This window comes from Halomonas sp. PBN3, assembly GCF_000475415.1.
GTDB classification, from domain to species: domain Bacteria; phylum Pseudomonadota; class Gammaproteobacteria; order Pseudomonadales; family Halomonadaceae; genus Halomonas; species Halomonas shengliensis.
On sequence record NZ_AXCA01000206.1, the window covers coordinates 1 to 20,558 of the forward strand.

The window sequence follows — 20,558 nt, forward strand, 5'->3', positions numbered from 1 at the left end:
GCATGTCGCGCTTTTTGGTCAAAAGCGAGGTAGGCAGATTGTCGAACTTTGATTTCGAGTACACGATCAACAACCACACCTGGCCATCATCGAGGGTGTTGTAGTAGATCACGCGCACACCACTTCTCTTGCCGCTCCCCTGACGTCGCCAGCGCACCTTGCGTACACCACCCGTACCGGGCTCGACCCGTTGCTTCAGGTGCGGCAGAAAGGCCGTATACTTGCGGAACCTCCAAAACGGCAGCAGCATATGCCACCGTCGGGGGCTGCCGATCTGCCGGGCGAGCGCCGGCTCCTTGTCGCGCAGCTCCTGGAAGAAGCGGTCCAGCACCTGCAGATAGCGCCAAGCCAGCAACGCGCAGGGCACGATGCCCACCACCAGGGCGCTGGCCAGGAGTTCATGAAGGCGTTCTGGGGGCATCGGCGGGGTCCCGTTAGAGGTAAACTAGCGTAACGGCGCCCAAACTCGCGTTAGACGCGCCAAGATGATAAGGTAACAAAATGTTTCAAAACGTCACCGCCACGGTGCACCGCGGTCGCCCGAGGGTATCATGCTTACCAATTACCGCGGCGACAGCATGACGGCCTGAGGGGCACCCCATGTTGAAATGGCTTTTTGCCAAGAAACCACCCGTTCGCTGCTGGGCGATCAAGCAGGTCGACCCCGGCATGCTGCACCTGTGCGAGCTCGGCACCCTGCAGACCGACCTCAAGCCCGAACAGGCGCTGCATCAGGTACGCACCGGCCAGTACCAGGGCCCGGTGCAGATGGGCGACACCGGCATCGTGCTGCACAGCCAGCTGTTCGCCTTGCTGATTCCCGAACAGGAGCTCAGCCTGGATGACCAGTACACCGCCCATTGGCAAGGCGTGACCTGGGAGATAGCCAAGGTGCCCCAGCGCTGCTGGACCTGGAGCGGCAAGCTCGAGCCGGTGCGCAACCCCAACGGGCCGGTGCCGCGCTGGCTCAGCGTGGAGGACGTCAGCGAGCTGCGCCAGAAGGCCAGCGCCCAGCATACCCCCAGCGTCGAAGCGGCCTTCCGCGCCGAGAACGACCTGGAATCACCCGACAAGGACGTCGAGGCCGCCATTCGCGACGCTCAGCGCCAACGCCAGGTGAAGGACGCCTGGGGCTGGCGCAACGACGACTGAGCCCGCGAACGCCGCGGTCCCGTGACGCTTCCCCGCGAGGCCCACCATGACCCACCCCCACGAGACGCCCCCGCTGACCGCCGACGAGCTGCGCCTGCTCACGGTGGAGAGCCGCGCCAGGGCGCTGTTCCTCTATCACCCCACCCCGCTCTTCGAGCTCGACCCCGAAGGGCGCTTCCGCCATGCCAACCTGGCCGCGGCGCGCTTCGCCGACCTCAACGAGCAGGAGGGCAAGGGCGTGCACTTCTCGCGCTTCATCGCCCCGGCGCACCGCGAGCGGGTCGAACGCAACTTCCAGCGCGCCCTGGGCGGCAAGCCGTCGCGCTGCGCGGCGGAGGTGATCAACCTGACCGGCCACCATCACCGGGTGGAGATGGACATGCTGCCCATCGCCTGCGAGCGCGGCATGCTCGGGGTCTATGTGCTGCTGCACCCCCGCCAGGAGCCGGTGCCCCGGCCCCCGGGTGACGCCAGCGCCCCGCACGACATGGCGGCCACGCGCCTGCTGGAGGCGATCCCGCTGGGCACCGCGCTGCTCGACCTGACCCGCCAGGACTATCCGGTGCTGGGGTGCAACCAGGCGCTGTGCCGGCTGCTGGACATGCCCCGCGACGTGATCGAGGGCCACCAGCTGCCGGTGCTGCGCGAGCGCGAGAGCCTGGCGGTGCGCCAGCTGCACACCGCCCTGGCGCGGCGCCAGCCGATACGTGAACGGCTCACCCTCACCCGCCGCGGCGGCCAGCCGCTGCCCATCCAACTCTATCTGCAGCCGCTGGAAGCGGCCGACGGCGATAGCGAGGCCGTCCGGCAGATGCTGGCGCTGCATGTGCCGCTGCACGATACCGATAGCGGGTCCCGGGCGATGGAGCGGGGGCTGGTGCTGTGAGGGGTGAGGGGGTAAGGGGTGAGGTGCCCTATTGCAGTAACCAATGGGCAGGCGCTTCAAGCCTCATGCACTCGAGTCGCCCCTGCGGCCAGAAGCGAGGATAGTAACTGCTGCGCCCCATCGCCTCGAAACAGGTGGCCGACGAGTCCCTGGAAAGCGCGTGGAGCGACACGCCTGCGACCGCTTGATAACCCAGCATCAGCATCATCAACGACCACAGCAGGGTGCCCTTGAGACCCGCCTGGGAAACCGTGTCGTGCTGCTCATGAGGCGCCTGTCGTGGGCGAAAGCCCAGGGCCAGGCCCACCACCAGGGCCAGGGTCAAGGCACTGACCGGCATCACCTGGGCACCGGCGAACTGCACATTGACCAGCACGCTCACGAACCCCAGCACCACACAGGCATAGAGCGGCTGATGGGCCGCGTCCAGGCTCATGACCCGGCGACGAATATCGAGACACGCCTTGAGCGTCACCGCCAGGAGCAGCAAGGCCAGCGGCAGCCCCCACTCCGCGGCGATATTCAGGAAGAGGTTGTGTGCATGGGCGCTGCGCAGCTGACCGTCGTCGGCGAAGCCCATGGGCCCCAGCCCCAGCGGGAAATGCTGCCAGGCGTAGCGCAGTGAATCACTCCAAAGCGCCAGGCGCCCGCTGCTCGAGGTGATATCACGCAGGAAGGGAGACGCCGCCGTCTCCTGCACCAGGGGGTTCAGCAGCCACCACCCCAGCAGCCCCAGCAGCGCAGACACCGCCAGGGTCGCCAGCGGCCAGCGGGCGGCCCGGCCGAACAGCCAGAGCACCAGCAGCGAGCCCGTGATCAGGCCGAGCAAGGCAGCGCGGCTCTCCGAGACCCATAGCATCCACCACCAGACGCCCAGCGGCACGCTCACCAGCGCCGCTGCCAGCCAGGAGGGACGCGGGCGCACCACCACATAGAGTAGCGCCAGGGGCATGACCCCCGCCGCCACATCGGCGAAGAAACGCACGTTATCGAAGCCGGGACCGAAGTCGTGGCGATTGCCGAAGTCCCAGACCAGCGAGATATGATCGAGCGCCAGCACGGCATAGACAAGGCAGAAGAGTGCCGCGCCGGCCCCCAGCAGCCGCCAGCCCCACGTCGACAGACACGGCGTGGCCACCGCCACCAGCAGGATCAACGCCGCCAGCAGCGCCAGATAGCTCAACTCCAGCAGCGCCACCCGGGGCAGCGGCGCCAGCAGCACCGCCGCGACGATCAGCGCCAGGGTCGGCAGCGCCACCAGCTTGCGAGGGCCCTGCCAGGCCAGCGAGAGCTTGGCATAGAGCTCACGCCTCAGGGCCAGGCCGGCGACCAGCAGCGTCGCCCCGGTGATCAGCCATTGGGCGATACGCTGCAGGGTAAAGGGCGTGCCGGGCAGATATTGCCAGGGGAGAATAACGGAGGCGGCAAGGCCAAACAACAGCGCCACTATCCACCAGCCTCGCAGCTGACACCTGGTAGGCATTGTCATATCCCTGATCAACCCTTCCTTGCAATGAAAACACGTCCCGGGAGTGGAAAAGTGTGCTTCTCCCTAAATCAGACGATCAATGACATCCCGCCCGACAGAAGCGGGCTGGATAAAAAAGTGTCATGAAGCGATCAAGTTGAACCACACCCGAGGCTTCTTATGATCAAAAAAGAGGGCCGGAAGACCGGCCCTCATACTGCAGAAATCAAGCAAAATCAGCTATTGATAAGTTCACCAATATCCACATCATCACCAATAGGAACAGAAACTTCATCACCACGCGGTCCGGTACCAACTAAAGATTTAACGCCATTATTATCTTCCAAACTAACAGTGTGTGCACCACTACTATTTGTACAGGCACTCCAATTATAACTGCCGATGTTATCTGAAACATTACCTGATGCAATAAGAGCAGTCCGTGCGGCAGAGAGCTCTTGCTCACATGCAGCTTCGGCAGCACGATCCTGATAATTAGAGTACTGCGGAATCGCAATCGCCGACAGAATGCCAATGATCGCCACCACGATCAGCAGTTCGATCAGGGTAAAGCCGCGCTGTGCGCCTGTATTCTTCATTGAATCACCTTTCTGTGTTGCGCTGGTGTGGGCCTTACCCCGCAGCGCGTTGCCAAGTCGTCGTTGTCGAGCCCTGTCAGCAAGGGCTCGGGCGAAACCATACACCATCCGGTTGTCGGGTACAGGGCCATGCCGGCAACCGTGCTCAGGCGTCAGGGTAAGGTAACAGGATGTAACAATCAACCGCTGGCGGAACGGTTCGTTGGCTAGCGGTTGTGTATTTGATGCAGGTCAAGAGGCTGGGCGAGCCCTGTGCCTGCCGGCTGCCTCTTCGGGTCACCGGGCGGTTCGTCCCTTGTACCCGCCGACCGCCCCTCCGGGTCAGACCCTGGCCGCGGCATCTGCCGCCCGCAAGGGGGCAAGAAACGGCCGAGCACCCTCCGCCAGGGTCTGACCCACGGGGCTAGTTGCCTCTGCCCTTGCCGCTATTGCCTTTGTTCCCCCCTTGACCGGGGCTATCCCAGTCGAACTCTGCATCGGGAAAATTCTCCTGACATTGGCGCTGCGCACCGCCTCCGGGAGGGGCATCTTGGCACCATTCCAGATTCCCGGGACCGCCGCCGGGGCCACCCTCATTGGGAGGCGGCGTCGTTACTTCCTCATCCTCCGGCTCCGTGCCACCTTCTTCACCGCCTTCACTACCGCCACCCGCTTCAGGTTCTCCGGCTGCGACGATGCAATGTCTCAGTGTCACTGGAAAGGTATGAGTACAGTGCCAGCCGGCGCTATCACGGGTCAGGGTCACATCCCATTCACCACGTCCAGCGGTGATGGTGGCCTGGCCGTCGGCAGGATAGACGATCTCGGTGACGCCATTGGACGCGGGGGCGGCCGAGAGCTCGTGCAGGTAGGCCTCCACCGGGGTCTTCATGGCGGTGGCCTCGGCCAGGGCGGCGCCGGCCTGGGCGCGGAGGCGGTAGTCGCGGTACTGGGGCACGGCGATGGCGGCGAGGATACCGATGATGGCGATGACGATCAGCAGCTCGATCAGCGTGAAGCCGCCGGCGCCGGGTCGGGTGACGCCGGATGGGGGCCGTGGTGTCATGCTCGCCTCGCTGCCGGTGCCTGAAACAGGATGTTACACGATGTTGCGTGGAGGGCATAGGCTGGGCAGCGCGGGGCGCCGGGGGCTAGAATGCCCGCACTCCCCCACCCTCCGACGCACGAGGCCCGATGGTCGAACAGCGCACCGCCCCTTCTTCCGCTTCGCCCCAGGACACCCCGGCGGAGGCCCCGATCCGCGGCCTCAAGGGGCTGGCACGCCGCCTGGTCGACGATGGCCTGATGAGCAGCGCCGCCGCCCAGCGCGCCGAGATGGAGGCCCACGAGGCGCAGATCTCGCTGCTCCAGCACGTGATCGAGAACGGCCTGGTGCCGGTCCGCCAGGCGTGCGTGACGGCCTCGTGGGAGTACGGCATCCCGGCGCTCGACCTGGACGCCCTGCGCCAGGACGTGCTGCCCCCGGCCGAGAGCTTCCCCGAGGAGCTGCTGCGCCGGCTGCAGGTGCTGCCGCTCAAGCGCCAGGGCAACCGCCTGTTGGTGGCGGTGCCCTACCCCGCCACCCTGGTGGGGCTCGACGAGCTGCAGTTCGCCACCGGGCTGACCCCGGAAGGCATCCTGGCGCCGCTGGACCAGCTGCAGGCGCTGCTCGAACAGTACCTGATGCACAGCAGCCGGCGGCTGATGGATGAGCTGGAGGACGCCGACGAGGCGCTGGGCCAGCTGGAGTACGAGGAGCAGGGCAGCGGCGAGGTCGACCTGCAGAGCGAGATGACTTCTGTCAGGGAAGACGGGCCGATCATCAAGTTCGTCAACAAGATCCTGATGGATGCCATCAAGCGCGGCGCCTCGGATATCCACTTCGAGCCCTACGAGACCAGCTTCCGGGTGCGCTTTCGTATCGACGGCATCCTGCACGACGTGGCCCACCCGCCGTTCGGCATGCGCACGCGCATCCTGGCGCGCCTCAAGGTGATGGCGCGGCTGGATATCTCCGAGCGGCGCATCCCCCAGGATGGCGCCATCAAGCTGCGTACCTCCAGCCACCATACCATCGACTTTCGCGTCAACTCGCTGCCCACCGTCTACGGCGAGAAGGTGGTGCTGCGTATCCTCGACCCCAGCTCGGCCAAGATGGGCATCGAGAAGCTGGGCTTCAGCCCCCAGCAGCGCGCGCTGTTCGAGGAGGTACTGTTCCAGCCCCAGGGCATGATCCTGGTCACCGGCCCCACCGGCAGCGGCAAGACGGTGACCCTCTACACCGGCATCAACATGCTCAACGAGGAGGAGCGCAACATCTGCACCGCGGAAGACCCGGTGGAGATCAAGGTGCCGGGGGTCAACCAGGTCAATATCCTGCCCAAGGTGGGGCTCGACTTCGCCAGCGCGCTGCGCGCCTTCCTGCGCCAGGACCCGGATATCGTCATGGTGGGCGAGATCCGCGACCTGGAGACCGCCGAGATCGCGGTGAAGGCCTCGCAGACCGGCCACCTGGTGCTCTCCACGGTGCACACCAACTCGGCGGCGGAGACCCTGACCCGTCTTGCCAACATGGGGCTGGCGCCGTTCAATATCGCCAGCTCGCTGAGCCTGATCATCGCCCAGCGCCTGGCCCGTCGGCTGTGCCCACACTGCAAGCAGAGCACCACCCTGCCCCGCGACACCCTGCGCGACCAGGGCTTCGCCGAGGACGAGCTGGACACCCTGACGCTCTATGAGCCGGTGGGCTGCCGGCGCTGCACCAAGGGCTTCAAGGGGCGCGTGGGTATCTACGAGGTGGTGCCGATCAGCGAGGCGATGAGCGAGCTGATCCTGCGCAACGGCACCTCGCTGGACTTCGACCAGCAGGCCCGCCGCGAGGGCTACCCGGACCTGCGCCACAGCGGCCTGGAGGCGGTGCGCGCCGGGGTCACCAGCCTGGCCGAGGTCAACCGTATCATCAAGGTGTAAACCGCCCGACGAGGAACCTCATGGCCGGTCCCGTACGCTTCAACGAGAAAGAGATCAGCCTGTCGCGCTGGAAATGGGGCGGCAAGAACCCCCGCGGCCAGCGCGTCAAGGGCAATGTGGTGGCCACCTCCCGCGAGGAGGTGGAGAACATGCTGCGCACCCAGCGCATCACGGTGACCTTCATCCGCCGCAAGGGCAAGGTAGGCCGCGGCCTGGGCCGCATCACCAACCGCGACATCATGCTGTTCGCCCGCCAGATGGCGACCATGATCAGCGCCGGCCTGCCGGTGCTGCAGGCCTTCCAGGTGGTCTCGGAGAGCATGCGCAAGCCGGCGATGAGCGCCCTGGTGCAGCGGCTGATGAACGATGTGGCGGGCGGCTCCAGCTTCGCCGAGGCACTGCGCCAGCACCCGCAGCACTTCGACAGCCTGTTCTGCCACCTGATCGACGCCGGCGAGCAGTCGGGCACGCTCGACGGCATGCTCGAGCGCATCGCCATCTACAAGGAGAAGACCGAGTCGCTCAAGTCGCGGGTCAAGAAGGCGCTGTGGTACCCGGCGGCGGTGATCCTGGTGGGCATCGGCGTCAGCGCCCTGCTGCTGATCAAGGTGGTGCCGCAGTTCGAGAGCATGTTCGCCGGCTTCGGCGCCGAGCTGCCCGCCGCCACCCAGTTCACCATCTACCTCTCGGAGCTGGCCCAGGCCTACTGGTGGAAGGCCCTGCTGGCGGTGGTCGGCAGCATCATGCTGCTGCGCTGGAGCATGAAGCTATCACCCGCGGTGACCTACCGCGTGCACGCACTGATGCTGCATATCCCGGTGCTCGGCCAGATACTGCTCAAGTCGGTGATGGCGCGCTTCGCACGCACCCTCTCGACCACCTTCGCCGCCGGCATTCCGTTGATCGAAGCCCTGGGGACCTCGGCGGGCAGTACCGGCAACAAGGTCTACGAGCGCGCCGTGCTGCGGGTGCGCGATGACGTCTCCGAGGGGCAACGCATCCAGTTCGCGCTGCGCATGACCGAGCGCTTCCCGGCGATGATGGTGCAGATGGTGGGCATCGGCGAGGAGTCCGGCGCCCTGGACGCCATGCTGGACCGCGTGGCCACCTACTACGAGGAGGAGGTCGACAACATGGTCGACAGCCTGACCTCGCTGATCGAGCCGTTCATCATCGTGATTCTCGGCACCATGGTGGGCGGCCTGGTGGTCTCGATGTACCTGCCGATCTTCGAGCTGGGCTCGGTGCTATGAAGCGAACCGCGTTCTGCGATCGCTTCCAACGTCCCGTCCAGGTCACTCGCCACGCTGCAGAGCGCATGGCGCTACGGCGTATCAGCCAGGAACAGCTGGAGACGTTGCTGGAGCATGGCTCGATACGGCACAAGGACGACGTTCGTCTATGGATTGCCATGGCGTTGGCGGAACGCCAGGATAATCTGGTATGTGCCGCGGTGGTGCTGGAGGATAGACTGATCGTGAAGACTGTGATGCATCACTTCCCGTGGGAGAATTGATCATGCGGACCACCTACGATGAAGCCGACGATATCCTGGTGCTACACCTGGCCGACAAAGCCATCACCAGAGAGGTCTCACAGGACTGGAACACGCATATCAGCTACGCAGACGATGGGACCATCGTCGAGGTGGTGATTCTTGAGGCTTCGCGACTCGGGGCCTGGCCGCTACTCAAGAGCGACGCCGCGTGATGCCTGCCCAGGGCTCTCCCGAGTCGAGATCGCACCACCCCGGCACCATGGAAACGCGCCAAAGGACTCCGCCTTGCTAGACCTCCCTGTTACCCTGCTGCTGCTGGCGGCCCTGCTGGGGCTGTGCCTGGGCAGCTTTCTCAATGTGGTGATCGTGCGGCTGCCGGTGATGCTGATGCGTGGTTGGCGAGCCGAGGCGCGCGAGGCGCTGGAGCTGCCCGAGGAGCACCAACCCCCCTTCAACCTGGCCACTCCGCGCTCGCTGTGCCCGCGCTGCGAGACACCCATCGCCTGGCATGACAATCTGCCGCTGCTGGGCTGGCTGAAGCGGCGTGGGCGCTGCGCCCACTGCGGCACGCGCATCAGTGCCCAGTACCCGCTGGTGGAACTGGCCGGCGGGGTGCTGGCGGTGGCCGTGGTGGCGCTGTATGGCGTTGGCTTTCAGGCCGGCTTCGTGCTGGCGGCGTGCCTGGCCTTGCTGGTCATGGCGGTGATCGACCTGCGCACCCAGCTGCTGCCGGACGTGTTGACCCTGCCGCTGCTGTGGGCGGGCCTGCTCTACCAGGTGCTGTTCCAGCCGCTGATGCTGGAAAGCGCGGTGATCGGCGCCATGGCCGGCTACCTGGCGCTGTGGAGCGTCTACTGGCTGTTCCGGCTGATCACCGGCAAGGAGGGCATGGGCTACGGCGACTTCAAGCTGCTTGCCGCCCTGGGCGCCTGGCTGGGCTGGCAGGCCCTGCCGCTGCTGCTGATCCTCTCCGCCGGGGTCGGCGCGCTGCTCGGCATCCTCATCCAACTGGCCGTCCCCCGGCTACGCGGCGCCCCCATGCCCTTCGGCCCCTACCTGGCGCTGGCCGGCTGGATCGCCCTGCTCGGCGGTGACCCGCTGATGGGCCCCTACCGCGCCATGGTGGGCTTGTGACGGCGCGCGGCGGCGACAAGCCGCCGCGCGTCTTCCCCAGCTTGCCCCTATTGCCCATAACCCAGCACCCAGGCGGGCAAGGTCAGCGACAGCGCCGGGATGAAGGTGGTCAGCAGCACCACCGGCAGGTAGGCCCCCAGCAGCAGCACCAGGGTGGGTCGCAGCATGCGACTCAGGCTGCTGCCACCGACCAGCGCCCCAAAGTAGAGGATCGGCGCCGTCGGCGGGGTGATCAGCCCCATGCCGAGGTTGGTGGCGATGATGGCGGCAAACTGCACCGGGTCGATCTCCAGCGCCTGCACCAGCGGCATCAGCATCGGCGTGGCCAGCAGGATGCCGCTGACATCCTCCATGAACATGCCGATCAGCAGCAGGAAGAGGTTGAGCAAGAGCATCAGCAGCAGCGGGTTCTCGGTGACGCCAAGAAACCCTTCGAGCACCATCTGCGGCACGTTCTCCATGGTCAGCATGCGCGCCAGCATCGCCGAGAAGAACACCAGCACCAGCAGCGTGCCGGCGGTCTGCCCGGCGCGCCACAGCACGCCGTGCAGGTCGGCCAGGCGCAGTTCGCGGTAGTACCAGATACTGATGGGTATGGCGTAGAGCACGGCGATGGCCGCGGCCTCGGTGGGCGTGGTCACGCCACCATAGATGCAGCCAAGGATGATCATGGGCATGGCCAGGCCCAGCGCCGCGCGGCGCGTCTGTCCGGCGATGTCACGCACCACCACGGGTAACGGGGCCGGCTCGGGCTTCTCCAGCGGCATGTGGCGGGTCAGTACGCGGTTCCAGAAGCAGAACAGCATGACCAGCAACACCCCGGGCAACACCGGCGCCAGGAAGGAGGCGGTGACCGAGGTGCCCGACACCCAGCCGTAGATGATCATCGAGGCGCTGGGCGGGATCAGCAGCGCCAGCACCGCCGAGGTGGAGACCAGCGCGGTGGCATAGCCGCGGTCGTAACCGCGCTCCACCATGCGCGGGATCATGATCTTGCCCACCGCGGCTACCGCCGAGGAGGCCATGCCCGAGATGGCCCCGAACACCGCGGTGGTCATGATCACCACCACCCCGAGCCCGCCATGCAGACGCCCGAAGACGGCATCGGCCAGGCCCACCAGGCGATTGGCGATGCCGCCCTGCCCCATCAGGTTACCGGCGATGATATACAGCGGCAGCGCCACCAGGATCAGCGAGGACATCTGGCCGAAGCCCGCCCCGACCAGGAACGAAGCGCTGCCGAAATCGCCCACCAGGAACAGCAGCAACACCGCCGCCGCGAAGCACAGCGGCACCGGCACGCCGATCAGCAGCAGTACCACCAGCAGCAGGACGTCCAGCAGGATGATGCTATTCACGCGGCCTCCTTGTCATACACCAGGCGGCGCAGGTTATCCACGCACTCCACCAGCAGGTAGAAGGTCATCAGGCCGAGCCCGGCGGGAATGCTGGCCTGGATCAGCCACACCGGCACACGCAGCTCGGTACTGCGCATGTTCATCTGCCACGACCACTCCACCAGGCCGAGGGCCCACCAGGTCATCCAGGCGCAGATGATCACCGCCAGCAGCGAGGCGACCCAGTGCACCCAGCGCTTGGGGGTCTCGCCGATGGCCAGCACGTCCACCAGCGAGGCGGAGATATGCTCGCGCTGCTCGGCGCCAAGCGCGGCGCCCAGGAAGTAGAACCATACGGCCAGATAGAGAATCACCTCCTCGATGCCGAGGATCGAGGTGCGAAACAGGTAGCGGCTGGCGATCTGCACCAGGATGGCCAACGTGAGCAAGCCCCCGGCCGCGGTGACGATCCCGCGCAGGAGCCGCACCTTGACACGCCAGAAGGCGCGCCAGGGCGAAGAGAGGGGTAGGGACATGAGGCGTCTCCCGCAGCTCAATGACACTGGCCACCCGCAACGGGTGGCCAGCATGGCAACGCCTTACTCGCCGGCGACGGCCGCCTCGAGACGCGTCATCACTTCCTCGCCCAGCTCATCGCCGATCTCCGGCCACACGTCCTGGCGCACCACCTCGGCGAACTGCGCCAGCTCCTCGTCGGAGAAGGTCACCACCTCGATGCCAGCCTCGCGCATGGCGTCGAGTTGCGCCTGGTCGGCCGCCTGCACGTCGTCGAAACGTTCCAGGGTAATCTCCTGGGCGACATCACGCACCACCTGCTGGTGTTCCGGCGAAAGGCGCTCCAGCGACTGCTGGTTGATCACGATCCAGGCGAGCTCCAGGTGGTCGTTGTACTGCACCCAGGTCTCGGTGATATCGGCGAAGTTGGCCATCGCCATCTCCGCGGTGCCGCCGATCTGACCATCGACCACGCCGGTCTGCATGGAGGTGTAGAGCTCCGCCCAGGGCACGGTGGCCACTTCGAAGCCCAGGCGCTCCATCATCGCGCGGTGGGTGGTGCCGCCCGGCCAGACGCGGATGCGCAGCCCCTGGTCGGCGTTCGGGTCCTTGGCCGCCGGCACCTCGGCGGCGAAGCCGGCGCCGCCCATGCCGGCCGGGTAGACCCCCAGCAGGGCCATGTTCTGCTCGCCGATCATGTCGCCGACCAGCTCGGCCACATAACCATCGGCGCTATAGGCCTCGCGCGCGGCGGCATAGGTAGGCGCCAGGTAGGGAAACCAGGCGATGGCCATCTGCGGGTTGACGTTGGTCGACAGCGGCTGGATGGCCATGTCCACGGCACCCTGCATCAGCTGGGCATGCACCTCGGTCCAGTCGCCGAGCTGGCTGGCGGGGTAAACATCGATGGTGACCTCGCCCTCGGTGCGCTCGGCGACGCGCTCGGCCATGGCCTCGGCGGCCTGGGTCCCGGACTCGTCCGGCGCGAACAAGGTCGACAGCCGCAGGCTGGTAGCCGCCTGAGCGCTGAGCGAGGCGCCTCCAAGTGCCACGGCCAGGGTGAGCGGCAACCAGCGGGAGGGAGACATTGTCATGATTGTTATCCTCTTTGATGGGTGTCAAGGCCACAAATCCGGCCTTGCCATTAACTTGTAATGCATTAATATGGATTGTCAAGCCACATTGTATGGCCATTGTATGGCAACGAGACCGCCCCATGCCCGACACGCCGCCCCTGCAACGCCTGCTGGATGACCTTCGCCTGGAGCGTGAAGGCGACACCCCACTTTACGAACAACTGGCCGAGTATCTGGCCACGCGCATCGAGACGGGCGCCCTCTCCGCCGGGACACGCCTGCCGCCGCACCGTGACATCGCCAGTCAGCTGGATATCAATATCACCACCGTGACCCGCGCCATCGCCGAACTGAAGGCGCGCACCCTGGTGGAGAGTCGCCCCGGCCGCGGCACCCGCGTGGCGGCCATGGAAAGCCCCAGCACCGACTTCCAGACCGCCCCCAGCGATAGCCGCGGCGTGATCGACCTGAGCGTCAACCGCCCGGCGCTGGATCTCTACACCGAGACCTTGAGCGCCACCCTGGCGACACTCGCCGAGGATGACCGCTATGCCGACATCAAGGATTATCAGCAGCCGGTAGGGCCGGGCTGGGCGCGGCATGCCTATGTGGCCTGGTGGCAGACCCAGGGGCTGCACCTTGACGCCGAGCGGCTGACACTGGTCGACGGCGCACAGCATGGGCTGTCGATGATCCTGCGCAGCGTGACGCAGCCCGGCGAGATCATCCTTGCCGACAGCGTGACCTATCAGGGCATCAACGCCCTGTGCCATACCCTGGGCCGCGAGCTGATCGGCGTGGAGGGCGACGACCAGGGCATGTCGCCGGAACACCTCGAGGCGCTGTGCCAACGCCATGCGCCACGCATGCTGTTCGTGGTGCCCTGCCTGCATAACCCCACCACCCGCACCCTTTCTCGGGCACGACGCGAGGCGATCGTGGCGATCGCCCGGCGTTACGACGTGCTGCTGATCGAGGACGACGTCTATCGCCCCCTCCAGCAGAGTGCGCCCCCGCCGCTGCTGGACCTGGCACCCGAGCGCACCTTTCACGTCAGTGGGTTCTCAAAGTGTGTGGCGCCGGGCCTGCGTTTCGGGGCGATCGCCTCGCCATCCTACTACCACCATGACATCGCCGCGGCCATGCGCATCGACTGCTGGAGCAGCTCGCCGCTGACCGCATTGATCGCCACCCGGCTGCTGGAGAGCGGCGACATGACACGCATCATCCACGCCCAGCATGCCGAGCTGGTGGCGCGCCATGAGATCCTGATCGAACGGCTGGGCCGACAGGCGCTATGGAGCCAGGCCGGCGCCACCCACGCCTGGCTGCTGCTGCCCGAGCCGTGGCGCGGCACCGACTTCGTCAAGGCCAGTGCCGAGCAGGGCGTCAGGCTGCTGCCGGCCTCGGCGTTCACCCTGCGCCAGGTGGTGCCTCCGGCAGCGGTGCGCATCAACCTCGCCGCGGCACGCTCGCGGGAAGCCCTCGGCGAGGCGCTGACCCGCCTTGACCTGCTGGCCCGCCGCGGCCACCACTACATGCACGACATGGCCTGACCCCCGTCACGGAGAGACTCATGCGGCCCCACCACAACGACACCACACCGCGCCACCATATCGTCATCGGTGGCGGCATCGTCGGCCTGGCCAGTGCCCTGACGCTGCGCCTGGAAGGCCACGAGGTGACCCTGCTGGAACGCGACACCCCGGGGCATGGCGCCTCGCTGGGTAACGCCGGCACCTTCGCCACCTACGCCATCACGCCGCTCGCCCAGCCGGCCCTGCTGCGCCAGACCCCATACCTGCTGACCTCGCGTGACTCGCCATTCCACCTGCGCTGGCGACACCTGCCGCGGCTGCTGCCCTGGCTGCTGCGCTTCGTGGCCGAGGCGCGACCGGCGCGGGTGCGCCACAACATCGAGCACCTGAGCTATCTGATGGCCCGCGCCGATAGCGACTGGCAACGCCTGTTGGTCGCCGCGGATGCCGACTCGCTGGTGACACGACGCGGCTGTCTGTACACCTATCAGACCCAAGCCGCCTGGGAGCGGGCCATCCAGGAGCATGACACCCTGGCCTGGAACGGGATTCGCTACCGGGTACTGAACGAACACCAGACCGCCGACCTCGAACCGGCCCTGGCGGGCAAGGTCAAGGGCAGCATCTGGTATCCCGACGCCAGCCATGTGGCGGACCCACTGACCTTGTGCGAACGGCTACGCCAGGCGTTTGAAGCGCTGGGCGGCACCCTGCAGGCGCCAAGTGACGTTGAACGGGTCTCCGCCCATGACGCCGGCGTGGTGGTGACTACCCGTGCGGGACAGACGGTATGTGACCATGCCGTGATCACCGCCGGCATCGCCACCCGCGAGCTGGCCGGCAGCCTGGGCGATCGCATGCCGCTGGAGGCGGAACGCGGCTACCACCTGGAGTACGCCATGGACACGCCGCTGCTGCAGCGCCCGTGCTGTATCGCCGAGCATGGCTGCTACATGACCCCCATGGCGGGGCGCCTGCGGGTGGCCGGCACGGTGGAGCTGGGGCGCGCCAGCGACCCGGCCAATCCGGCGCGTTACCGCTATCTCGAGCGTGCCATGGGCAAGCTGTTTCCAGAGCTTGGCGCCCCCACCGCCTACTGGATGGGCTGCCGTCCCTCGCTGCCCGATACCCTGCCGATCATCGGCCGCTCTGCCCACACTCGCCGGGTGCATTATGGGGTCGGCCACGGCCATCTGGGGCTGACCCTGGCGGCCACCACCGGCGCCCTGATCGAGGCGGACCTCGCCGGCCAAGCACCGCCTTGGCTAGACGCACTGGCCATCGCGCGCTTTCAACGTGGCCTGAAAGGTCAGAGTTAATCTGCGACTTTCACCGGCAAAAAGGGGCGCCCCACCGAGTAGTAGGCGAAGCCCTTACTGGCCATGCGTGAGGGTTCGTATAGGTTGCGACCATCGAAAATGACGGGCGCTTTGAGTCTCTCGCGAAGCAGCGCGAAGTCCGGGGCGCGGAAGCACTGCCATTCGGTGACGATCACCAGGGCGTCGGCCCCCCGCAGCGCCGCCTCCTTGGTACCGCTCAGAGCCAGGTCGTCGCGTTGGCCGTAGAGCCGCTGGGTCTCCCCCATCGCCTCGGGATCGAAGGCCTGGACTCGGGCACCCGCCTGCCAAAGGGCCTCCATCAACACGCGGCTCGGCGCCTCGCGCATGTCGTCGGTGTTGGGCTTGAAGGCCAGGCCCCAGAGGGCGAAGGTCCTGCCGGCCAGTTCACCGCCGTAGTGCCGGTGAATCTTCTGGAACAGGGTAGTCTTCTGCTCGGCGTTGCGCGCCTCCACGGCCTTGAGTACCCGGCTGTCGAAACCGGTCTCCTCGGCGGTGCGGATCAGCGCCTTCACGTCCTTGGGGAAGCAGGAACCACCGTAGCCGATACCGGGATAGATGAAGTGGTAGCCGATGCGAGGGTCGGAGCCGATACCCTGGCGTACCGCCTCGATATCCGCGCCCAGGCGCTCGGCGAGGTTGGCGATCTCGTTCATGAAGCTGATCTTGGTAGCCAGCATGCAGTTGGCGGCATACTTGGTCAGCTCGGCACTGCGCACGTCCATGACGATCAGGCGGTCGTGGTTGCGGTTGAACGGCGCATAGAGCTCGCGCATCACCTCGACGCTATGCTCGTCCTGGGTGCCGATAAGGATGCGGTCGGGCTTCTGACAGTCGGCGACGGCGCTGCCTTCCTTGAGGAATTCGGGGTTGGAGACCACGTCGAAGGTGAGCTCCGCCCTGCATCGCTCGGCCAGCACCTCGGTCACCCGGGCCCGCACTCGGTCGGCGGTGCCCACCGGCACGGTAGACTTGTCGACGATGATGCGGTGGCTCTCCATGTGGGTTGCGATGGTGTCGGCGACCCGAAGCACGTACTGCAGGTCGGCGCTGCCGTCCTCGTCGGGGGGCGTGCCCACGGCGATGAACTGGATCTCGCCGTGGGCTACCGCCATGGCGGCATCGGTAGTGAAGGCCAACCGCCCGGCGGTGGTGTTCTGCCTGACCAACCCCTCCAGGCCAGGCTCATGGATGGGGATCACGCCCTGCTCCAGCCGGGCGACCTTGTCGGCGTCAACGTCCACGCAGACCACCTGATGGCCTACCTCGGCGAGGATCGTCCCCTGCACCAGGCCCACATAGCCGGTGCCGAATACCGTGACGTTCATGGTCAGTCCCTTATCCCGTCGTTACACCTTGTAGAAGGCCCGATACCAGGCCACGAAGCGCGCCACCCCTTCCGCCACCGGCACCCGGGGGGCGTAGCCGGTGGCGGCGTAGAGCGAGCCGGTGTCCGCCCAGGTGCGCGGCACGTCGCCGGGCTGCATGGGCTGGAAGTCGCACTGTGCCTCGACGCCGGTGGCCTCCTCGATGGCGCGGATGAAGTCCATCAGCGCCATGGGGCTGCCGTAGCCGATGTTGTGCAGGGCATGGGGCGCGCCATCTCCTCCGGCGGGCACAGCATCCAGCACGCGCACCACGCCCTCGACGATGTCGTCGATGTAGGTGAAGTCGCGCGACATGTCACCATGGTTGAAGACGGGGATAGGCCGTCCCTCCAGCAGCGCCCGGGTGAACTTGAAGGGCGCCATGTCGGGGCGCCCCCAGGGGCCATAGACGGTGAAGAAGCGTAGCCCCGTGGCGGGCAGGCCGTAGAGGTGAGAATAGCTGTGGGCCATCAGCTCGTTGGCCTTCTTGGTGGCGGCGTAAAGGCTGATGGGATGGTCCACCGGGTCATCGGTGGCAAAGGGCACCTTGGCGTTCATGCCATAGACCGAGCTCGAGGAAGCGTAGACCAGGTGACGCACGCCGCCGTGACGACACCCCTCCAGCACGTTGAGGTGCCCGACGAGGTTGCTGTCGGCATAGGCGTGGGGATTCTCCAGCGAATAGCGCACCCCGGCCTGGGCGGCAAGGTGGATCACGCCCTCGAAGCCCTCCTCGGCGAACAGCATCGCCATGGCGTCACGGTCCACCATATCCAGTCGCCTGAAGCGCACGCCCGGCAGCCCGGCAAGATCGTCGAGCCGCGCGCGCTTGAGCGATACGTCGTAGTAGTCGCTCAGATTGTCAATGCCGACGATGTCGTGCCCCAGGGCGGCGAGGCGCCGGGCCACGGCATGGCCGATGAAGCCGGCCATGCCGGTAATCAGCAGTTTCATCAGATGATTTCGCGATGGATGTGAGTGAAGCAAAGGATACCAAGCCGGCCCGGTGAGACACCATCGCCGCGTTCGACACGCCTGGCCGACTGCCCCACCTCATGATCGGACGCCAGCTGCATGGCGAGAGCCGGGGCCCGGGTTATGGTAGAATTCACCGCCATTTCCATCGAACGCCGAGACCCTCCCGTGGCTCACAAACGCTTCGCCTTCGTCATCGAGGACCTGTATGGCGGCGGCGCCCAGAAGTCGCTGCTCTACACCGCCGACCAACTGCGCCAGCGCGGCCATGCCGTTATCGTCTTCACTCTTCGCGAGCTCATCGAACATCGCGTGCCCGAGGGGCTGGAGATCATCGATCTTGGCGTGGTCACCCGGTTCACCAAGGCCACCACCACGGTGCTGACCGAGAAGTGGCAGGCGCGCCGCATCACCAGGGCCCTGGACGCCTGGCGGCCGGATGTGGTGATCAGCTGCTCCTGCGACAAGATCACCCGTCATCTCAGGCACCCGAACCTCTACTTCTGGATAAAGTCCGACGTCTCGGCCAAGTTCAGCGACCCGGCCAAGAGAGAGCGCGCCTTCGCCAAGGTGCGCCGCTTCTACGACGGGCGACAGGTGATCGCCGTCTCCCACGGGGTGAAGGAGAACCTGGAGAAGGTGGTCGGCCTGAAGGCCGAGCGCATCCTGCCCATCTACAACCCCTATGAGCGCGAGCCCTTCGTGGCCCTGGGCCGGGAACCCGCCGAGCTGCCGGCTGGCGACTACTTCCTGTGCCTGGCCGCCCTGGAGCCGCGCAAGCGGCACGACCGCCTGCTGCGCGCCTATGCCGAGAGCGGCGTGGCGACGCCGCTCTATCTGCTCGGCAAGGGCAGGCCCGAGCACGAGGCGGTAATCCTTGACCAGATCCGCGAGCTCGGGCTCGAGTCGCGGGTCATCCTGGCGGGTTATCACGACAATCCCTACCCGTGGATCGCCAACGCCAAGGCGGTGATCCTCGCCTCCGACGCCGAGGGCCTGCCCCGCGTACTGATCGAGGCGCTGATGCTCCACGTGCCGGTGATCAGCACCGACTGCCCGAGCGGCCCCCGCGAGATCCTCTCGGGCGCACAGGCCGAGTTCCTCGTCGCCCCGGACGACGAGACGGGCCTGGCCGACGCCATCGCGCGCATGGACCAGGCGCCATTGGAGGTGGATGCCCGCTACTACCGGCAATTTCTGACCGAGAACGTCATCCCTCAGTTCGAGGCGCTGTAGCGCGATGGCTCCCCGACTGCTCGACATCCCCTTCAACGACCGCCGCCGCCGCTACCTGGTGTTCCAGGCGGTGGGACTACCCGCCCGGCTCGCCCTGGCCAACACCGCCAGCACCCAGGAGTTCGAGGCCGTCGGCAGCAGCCGCTTCTTCCTTTCCCGGGATGGCAACGTCCTGGCCAAGGTGGTGCCGGACAAGTTCGAACGGCGCCGACGGCCCGTGCAGTGGTTGCTGCGCGACTACCTGGAGAAGCGCTGGCTCGGCCAGTGCGACGCGCGCAAGGAATACTTCAGTCTACGCGTGCTGCGCCAGGCTGGCCTGACCACCCCGCGCTGCCACGGCTGGGGGATCTCGCTCAACCCCGGCAACCGCAACGCCTCGCTGCTGTTGATGGAGCATGTGCGAGACGCCAAACCCGGCGGCGAGGTATTCGACGGTCTGGACGAGGCCGGCCGCCTGCGCTTCCTGGATCGCTTCTGCGCCGAGGTGGCCAAGCTCGCTCGCTTTGGCTATGTTCACCGCGACCTGCACTACAACAACCTGCTGGTGCGCGACGACGGCAGCCTGGTCTGGATCGACGCCCACGTGCGACGGCTACCAAAGAAAGGCGCCGACCAATGGCCGGCGCTTCAGCGTTCGCTCACGATGAACAAGTTGCGGGGAGAGCGGTACCGGCAACAGGCCGAAGCACTACTCCATCACCTCTGGGGACCACGCTGAATCAGGGTCAAGGCTCTTGACGATCCTGGCCGGCACCCCCGCCAGCACCAGGTTATCGCCAAATCGCCGGTTGACCACCGCATTGGCGCCGATGATGACGTTGTTGCCCACCTGCCCCTCCCCGATCACCTTGGCCCCGGGATAGACGATGACATCGTCACCGAGGCGCGCGTACGGCACCTGCCCCCCTGGGGTAGCGCCCCCTTCCAGGGTGACCTGCTGATACAGACGGCAGCGCGCTCCCAGAAGCAGATGATCGCCGATGACCACCGAGGTCGGATGCGGGAAATGCAGGCCGGGGCCGATACGGCTCCGCGGCCCAACGAAGATGCCATGACGCAGGGCCAGGCCGTTGAAAAGCCATCTTGCCACCCCTCGCGCCCCCTTGGCGTGTAGCCACTGGGCGACTCGGAGCCTGGCCAGTATCCGGTTCTGGGGCTTTCCGACCAAGGCATGCCGCAGCAGGCCCAACCATGAGAAACGCTTTGCCTTTGCAAGCACTTCGGCCCGGCAGTACATCTGAAACTCTGGAGTCGAAAAATTCCTCTCCCGCATGAACGCTTAATCCTCCAAGGGAAAGAGTTTGACTTCGTGTATGAAGGACTCAAGCCTTCCTGTAGGAAGGCGATTCCCTTGTCATGGTGGTAATTCACTTGGCTCCAGGAACCGGCGAGCCACGGTTATGGGCCTGAAGTCATCCAACCATGCCTCATCGATAACAGGTTTCGGGCCCTGAACGGCAGACTGGATACCGTAACCGGTCATTCCAAGG

General features: G+C 66.2%; 21 protein-coding genes. 11 read left to right on the forward strand and 10 right to left on the reverse strand.

Annotated elements, in window-relative coordinates; all coding sequences use genetic code 11:
• On the reverse strand, nucleotides 1-421 hold a 421-nt coding region (locus Q673_RS36860), incomplete at its 3' end, for a hypothetical protein (protein ID WP_052004306.1).
• Between the two features lie 179 nt (nucleotides 422-600).
• Here Q673_RS36860 and Q673_RS33560 point away from each other — a divergent pair.
• Both Q673_RS33560 and Q673_RS37120 read left to right on the forward strand, forming a co-directional pair.
• The gene (locus Q673_RS33560) at nucleotides 601-1,152 is read left to right on the forward strand and encodes a hypothetical protein (protein WP_152527151.1); all 552 of its coding nucleotides are present in this window, start codon (nucleotides 601-603) and stop codon (nucleotides 1,150-1,152) included.
• Between the two features lie 46 nt (nucleotides 1,153-1,198).
• The gene (locus Q673_RS37120; RefSeq protein WP_023007169.1) at nucleotides 1,199-2,038 is read left to right on the forward strand and encodes a PAS domain-containing protein; all 840 of its coding nucleotides are present in this window, start codon (nucleotides 1,199-1,201) and stop codon (nucleotides 2,036-2,038) included.
• A 28-nt stretch (nucleotides 2,039-2,066) separates the two neighbouring features.
• Here the strand turns inward: Q673_RS37120 and Q673_RS33570 are convergent, their stop codons facing one another.
• The 3 genes from Q673_RS33570 to Q673_RS37180 form a co-directional block, all read right to left on the reverse strand.
• Nucleotides 2,067-3,521 (reverse strand): O-antigen ligase family protein, encoded by a 1,455-nt coding sequence (locus Q673_RS33570; RefSeq protein WP_152527152.1) that lies wholly within the window; start codon nucleotides 3,519-3,521, stop codon nucleotides 2,067-2,069.
• Nucleotides 3,522-3,742: 221 nt separating this feature from the next.
• A complete protein-coding gene (locus Q673_RS37245) occupies nucleotides 3,743-4,105 on the reverse strand; it encodes a prepilin-type N-terminal cleavage/methylation domain-containing protein (RefSeq protein WP_081712094.1) in 363 nt (120 codons plus the stop codon).
• Nucleotides 4,106-4,508: 403 nt separating this feature from the next.
• Nucleotides 4,509-5,150 carry a prepilin-type N-terminal cleavage/methylation domain-containing protein gene (locus Q673_RS37180; RefSeq protein WP_081712095.1) on the reverse strand — a complete coding sequence of 214 codons (642 nt, stop codon included), beginning with the start codon at nucleotides 5,148-5,150 and terminating at the stop codon, nucleotides 4,509-4,511.
• 128 nt (nucleotides 5,151-5,278) lie between these two features.
• On the opposite strand from Q673_RS37180, the gene pilB reads away from it, so the two are divergent.
• From pilB to Q673_RS33600, 5 genes are all read left to right on the forward strand, one after another.
• Entirely contained in the window at nucleotides 5,279-7,054 is a 1,776-nt protein-coding gene (pilB, locus tag Q673_RS33585; protein ID WP_023007172.1) for a type IV-A pilus assembly ATPase PilB, read from the forward strand.
• A gap of 20 nt (nucleotides 7,055-7,074) precedes the next feature.
• Nucleotides 7,075-8,307: a type II secretion system F family protein gene (locus Q673_RS33590; protein ID WP_023007173.1), complete on the forward strand. Its 1,233-nt coding sequence runs from the start codon at nucleotides 7,075-7,077 to the stop codon at nucleotides 8,305-8,307.
• Nucleotides 8,304-8,570 (forward strand): DUF4258 domain-containing protein, encoded by a 267-nt coding sequence (locus tag Q673_RS0118750; RefSeq protein ID WP_023007174.1) that lies wholly within the window; start codon nucleotides 8,304-8,306, stop codon nucleotides 8,568-8,570. The genes Q673_RS33590 and Q673_RS0118750 overlap by 4 nt, the downstream gene beginning before the upstream one ends.
• A gap of 2 nt (nucleotides 8,571-8,572) precedes the next feature.
• A complete protein-coding gene (locus tag Q673_RS33595) occupies nucleotides 8,573-8,764 on the forward strand; it encodes a DUF2283 domain-containing protein (RefSeq protein WP_023007175.1) in 192 nt (63 codons plus the stop codon).
• Between the two features lie 73 nt (nucleotides 8,765-8,837).
• Complete coding sequence (locus tag Q673_RS33600; RefSeq protein WP_023007176.1) at nucleotides 8,838-9,686, forward strand: prepilin peptidase; 849 nt, start codon at nucleotides 8,838-8,840, stop codon at nucleotides 9,684-9,686.
• Between the two features lie 47 nt (nucleotides 9,687-9,733).
• Here the strand turns inward: Q673_RS33600 and Q673_RS33605 are convergent, their stop codons facing one another.
• The 3 genes from Q673_RS33605 to dctP form a co-directional block, all read right to left on the reverse strand.
• Complete coding sequence (locus tag Q673_RS33605; protein WP_023007177.1) at nucleotides 9,734-11,044, reverse strand: TRAP transporter large permease; 1,311 nt, start codon at nucleotides 11,042-11,044, stop codon at nucleotides 9,734-9,736.
• Nucleotides 11,041-11,559: a TRAP transporter small permease gene (locus Q673_RS33610; RefSeq protein ID WP_023007178.1), complete on the reverse strand. Its 519-nt coding sequence runs from the start codon at nucleotides 11,557-11,559 to the stop codon at nucleotides 11,041-11,043. Before Q673_RS33610 ends, Q673_RS33605 begins: the two co-directional genes overlap by 4 nt.
• Before the next feature lie 63 nt (nucleotides 11,560-11,622).
• Nucleotides 11,623-12,633, reverse strand: a complete 1,011-nt coding sequence (dctP, locus tag Q673_RS33615; protein ID WP_081712097.1) for a TRAP transporter substrate-binding protein DctP — start codon at nucleotides 12,631-12,633, stop codon at nucleotides 11,623-11,625.
• A 122-nt stretch (nucleotides 12,634-12,755) separates the two neighbouring features.
• Here dctP and Q673_RS33620 point away from each other — a divergent pair, with 122 nt between their 5' ends.
• Together Q673_RS33620 and Q673_RS33625 are read left to right on the forward strand one after the other, a co-directional pair.
• The gene (locus Q673_RS33620) at nucleotides 12,756-14,171 is read left to right on the forward strand and encodes an aminotransferase-like domain-containing protein (protein ID WP_023007180.1); all 1,416 of its coding nucleotides are present in this window, start codon (nucleotides 12,756-12,758) and stop codon (nucleotides 14,169-14,171) included.
• 20 nt (nucleotides 14,172-14,191) lie between these two features.
• Nucleotides 14,192-15,472, forward strand: a complete 1,281-nt coding sequence (locus Q673_RS33625; protein WP_023007181.1) for an NAD(P)/FAD-dependent oxidoreductase — start codon at nucleotides 14,192-14,194, stop codon at nucleotides 15,470-15,472.
• Here the strand turns inward: Q673_RS33625 and Q673_RS33630 are convergent.
• Together Q673_RS33630 and Q673_RS33635 are read right to left on the reverse strand one after the other, a co-directional pair.
• Nucleotides 15,469-16,818 carry a UDP-glucose dehydrogenase family protein gene (locus tag Q673_RS33630; RefSeq protein ID WP_023007182.1) on the reverse strand — a complete coding sequence of 450 codons (1,350 nt, stop codon included), beginning with the start codon at nucleotides 16,816-16,818 and terminating at the stop codon, nucleotides 15,469-15,471. The genes Q673_RS33625 and Q673_RS33630 overlap by 4 nt on opposite strands.
• A 21-nt stretch (nucleotides 16,819-16,839) precedes the next feature.
• The gene (locus tag Q673_RS33635) at nucleotides 16,840-17,811 is read right to left on the reverse strand and encodes an NAD-dependent epimerase (RefSeq protein ID WP_023007183.1); all 972 of its coding nucleotides are present in this window, start codon (nucleotides 17,809-17,811) and stop codon (nucleotides 16,840-16,842) included.
• 189 nt (nucleotides 17,812-18,000) lie between these two features.
• Between Q673_RS33635 and Q673_RS33640 the strand changes: the two genes are divergently transcribed.
• Nucleotides 18,001-19,068, forward strand: coding sequence for a glycosyltransferase (locus Q673_RS33640; protein ID WP_031218700.1), 1,068 nt, complete (start codon nucleotides 18,001-18,003; stop codon nucleotides 19,066-19,068).
• Nucleotides 19,069-19,072: 4 nt separating this feature from the next.
• Complete coding sequence (locus Q673_RS33645) at nucleotides 19,073-19,786, forward strand: lipopolysaccharide kinase InaA family protein (protein WP_023007185.1); 714 nt, start codon at nucleotides 19,073-19,075, stop codon at nucleotides 19,784-19,786.
• Here the strand turns inward: Q673_RS33645 and Q673_RS0118755 are convergent.
• Nucleotides 19,757-20,341, reverse strand: a complete 585-nt coding sequence (locus Q673_RS0118755) for a serine O-acetyltransferase (protein WP_023007186.1) — start codon at nucleotides 20,339-20,341, stop codon at nucleotides 19,757-19,759. The two genes, Q673_RS33645 and Q673_RS0118755, sit on opposite strands and share 30 nt — an antisense overlap.
• Nucleotides 20,342-20,558: the final 217 nt, after the last annotated feature.